The 2,586-nt window shown below is 66.5% G+C and carries 3 protein-coding genes and 1 pseudogene; 2 read left to right on the forward strand and 2 right to left on the reverse strand.

Going from position 1 to position 2,586, the window contains the following annotated elements; genetic code table 11:
- A pseudogene (locus AB0M20_RS37360) lies at positions 1–469 on the forward strand (hypothetical protein); the annotation flags it as partial.
- Here the strand turns inward: AB0M20_RS37360 and AB0M20_RS37365 are convergent.
- Positions 447–602, reverse strand: a complete 156-nt coding sequence (locus AB0M20_RS37365; RefSeq protein WP_364305505.1) for a hypothetical protein — start codon at positions 600–602, stop codon at positions 447–449. The pseudogene AB0M20_RS37360 and the gene AB0M20_RS37365 sit on opposite strands and share 23 nt — an antisense overlap.
- Positions 603–687: 85 nt before the next feature.
- Positions 688–1,563: a helix-turn-helix transcriptional regulator gene (locus tag AB0M20_RS37370; RefSeq protein WP_364305507.1), complete on the reverse strand. Its 876-nt coding sequence runs from the start codon at positions 1,561–1,563 to the stop codon at positions 688–690.
- A 407-nt stretch (positions 1,564–1,970) separates the two neighbouring features.
- On the opposite strand from AB0M20_RS37370, the gene AB0M20_RS37375 reads away from it, so the two are divergent.
- Positions 1,971–2,291, forward strand: coding sequence for a cyclophilin-like fold protein (locus AB0M20_RS37375; RefSeq protein WP_364305509.1), 321 nt, complete (start codon positions 1,971–1,973; stop codon positions 2,289–2,291).
- The last annotated feature ends 295 nt before the right edge of the window (positions 2,292–2,586 follow it).

Consider the following 2,586-nt stretch of genomic DNA (forward strand, 5'->3'; position numbering starts at 1 on the left):
TGTCCAGCTCGGCGACTTCACCGAGCCGGGCCGGCTCGCCGTGCTGGACCCGGAGGGCCGGACGGTCGTCGTCGACACCGGCCCGGGTCACATCGACGGGCCGGAGTGGTCCCCCGACGGCAGGTGGATCTATTTCAACACCGAAGCCTTCGCCAGCGAGCCGGGCCATGCCCAGATCGCCCGCATCCCGGACGGCGGAGGACCGGTGGAGCGCCTCGTCACCAGCGGCACCGTCGACTGGTTCCCGCATCTCTCGCCGGACGCACAACTGGCGTCCTACATCGCGTTCCCGGCCGGAACCCAGGGGCACCCGGCCGACCTGGACGTCGAGGTGCGGGTGGTCGCGACGACGGACTGGTCGACGCCGCTGCAGCGGTACCCCGTCTTCGGTGGCCAAGGAACGATCAACGTCAACAGCTGGTCCCCGGACAGCAGGCGGTTCGCCTTCATCGCGTACCCCGTGGGCTGACGACATCGAGACCGGTGAGGAGCCGGAACACAGTGTCGGCGAAGCGGTGCAGGTGCTCGACGTACGCGGCCTCGTCGGCGGCGGTGAAGTCGAGGACGAACTCGTCGACCCCCGCGCCTTGGTACTGGTGCATCCGGTCCGCTATGGCGTTTGGGCTTCCGGTCAGCGCGGTCGCGTCGCGATCGTCGTGGCGTCGACCAGGGCCGACGGTGACCGCGCTACCCGAGCTCGCGGGTCGCCGGAGCCTGGTCGCGGGTGGCGGCCCAGCTGGCCAGCACACGCAGGGCGTCGTCGGCGGCGGAGCCGGCCGGGGCGCTGAGCAGGGTCATCGACAGGCCGGGGTCGGCGGTCATCTGCATGGTCTCGAAATTCAGGTCGATCTCGCCGACGACCGGGTGGCGGAACTGCTTGATCCCGGTGTTGTGCAGGCGTACGTCGTGGGCAGCCCAGCGGGCCCGGAACTCTTCGCTGCGGGTGCACAGCTCCCCGACCAGGCCGGTCAACGCCTTGTCGTACGGGTCCCGGCCCGCCTCGGTACGCAGCATCGCCACGGTCGTGGTGGCGATCCGCTCCCAGTCGCGCCAGAAGTCCCGGGCCCGAGGGTTGAGGAACGCGAACCGGGCGTGGTTCGCCGGCCGGACAGAGTCGTCGAACATCGGCGCGTACAGGGCCTGCGTCAGCGGATTCGCGGCCAGCACGTCGCCGCGGCCGTTGTTGACGAACGCCGGCACGTCAGTCATGAGCTCCAGAACGCGGGCCACACTGGGCCGGATCTGCTGCGCCGGGGTTTTACGGCGCGTTCGCGCTCCGGGTCCGGCGGCACGAGCCAAGTCGGCCAGGTGCTGCTGCTCGGCCTCATCGAGGTGCAGAGCCCGGGCCAAGGCCTCCAGGACGCTGTCCGAGGCCCCGGAAAGATTGCCCCGCTCGAGCTGGGCGTAGTACTCGACGCTGACCCCGGCCAGGTCGGCGACCTCGCTACGGCGCAGCCCAGGAACACGGCGGTTGCGGTTGAAGTGCTGCAGTCCGGCCTGCTCAGGGGAGATCTTGGCACGGCGGGAACTGAGGAAGGCTTTGACCTCGTCACGGTTGTCCACGACTCCCAGGCTAGGCCGGATCGAGACACCGAGTGGTGGGCTGTCAGTACACCCTCCAGCAGCACCTTCTTCGTGCCCGTAGGAAACGGTTCATTGGATGACGTCACCGTTTCCCTGGTCTTTCGACACTGTGAGACCAGACCTGACACGGTGTCCTACTCGATGAGGACGTGAGCAGTCGACGGCGTGCCGGTATACGTCACCAACGGCGCCGGCTTCTGGGGACCACCGGTCCGTATCGGCGCATCCCCGCAAGTCACCCTGCTCGAACTCCGCACACCGTGACCGATCAAGCTGAGAACGGAAGATCTGTCCCTCTGGATATGGCGGAATCCGGTATCAGGCAACCGAGAACCATTAATGGCTGATGGCTATCATGAGATTCACAAGGGCGCAATGGGCTGGCAGTGGTCATCACGGCGAACCTCAACGACAGCCAGGTCTCAAAAGACTTCGCCGCCATGCTCCCGGTGACCCTGCCCTGGTTCCGCAACTCCGGTATCGAGTACATCAGCGAACTGTCCGCACCACTCACCGAGACGGGCCCGTTCTACACCGATGTGCAACCGGGAGACCTCGTCTACTACAACCCGGCCGACAGCATCACCATCATCTACGAAGAGACAAGCTCCGTGCCCACCCTCACGGAGATGGGTGAAATCACGTCCGACCTGAGCGTTTTCGACAGCCTCCCCGACACCCTGGACATGCGTATCGAACGCAGCTAGTGGCCGCCGCACAGCGGCACGCGACGGCGAGATATCCGGGCGGAAGGCCCTCGCATCAGTCCTAGCACTCGAGCATCGAACCCGTCCGTCAACAGCCCGGAGCCACCATTCGCCTGACAACTGCCTGGCACAAATAGCAGATAATCGATAAGGGGCGGAATGGATGTGGCGGGCGGCGTTGCGTAGAGTTCTGCGGGCGGCCGCGGCGGACGGCACACCCCACGCACTCGGAGTGAGACGGCAATGAGCATGAAGGAAACACCGGAGCCATGATCAACGGCATCGACCCCGCGCG

Origin of the sequence: Actinoplanes sp. NPDC051633, from assembly GCF_040681735.1 — a bacterium.
In the GTDB taxonomy this organism is placed as follows: Bacteria; Actinomycetota; Actinomycetes; order Mycobacteriales; family Micromonosporaceae; genus Actinoplanes.

Bases quoted from the DNA above. Each gene is read 5' to 3' on its own strand.
- AB0M20_RS37365 (WP_364305505.1), bottom strand. From the start codon at position 602: ATGCACCAGTACCAAGGCGCGGGGGTCGACGAGTTCGTCCTCGACTTC.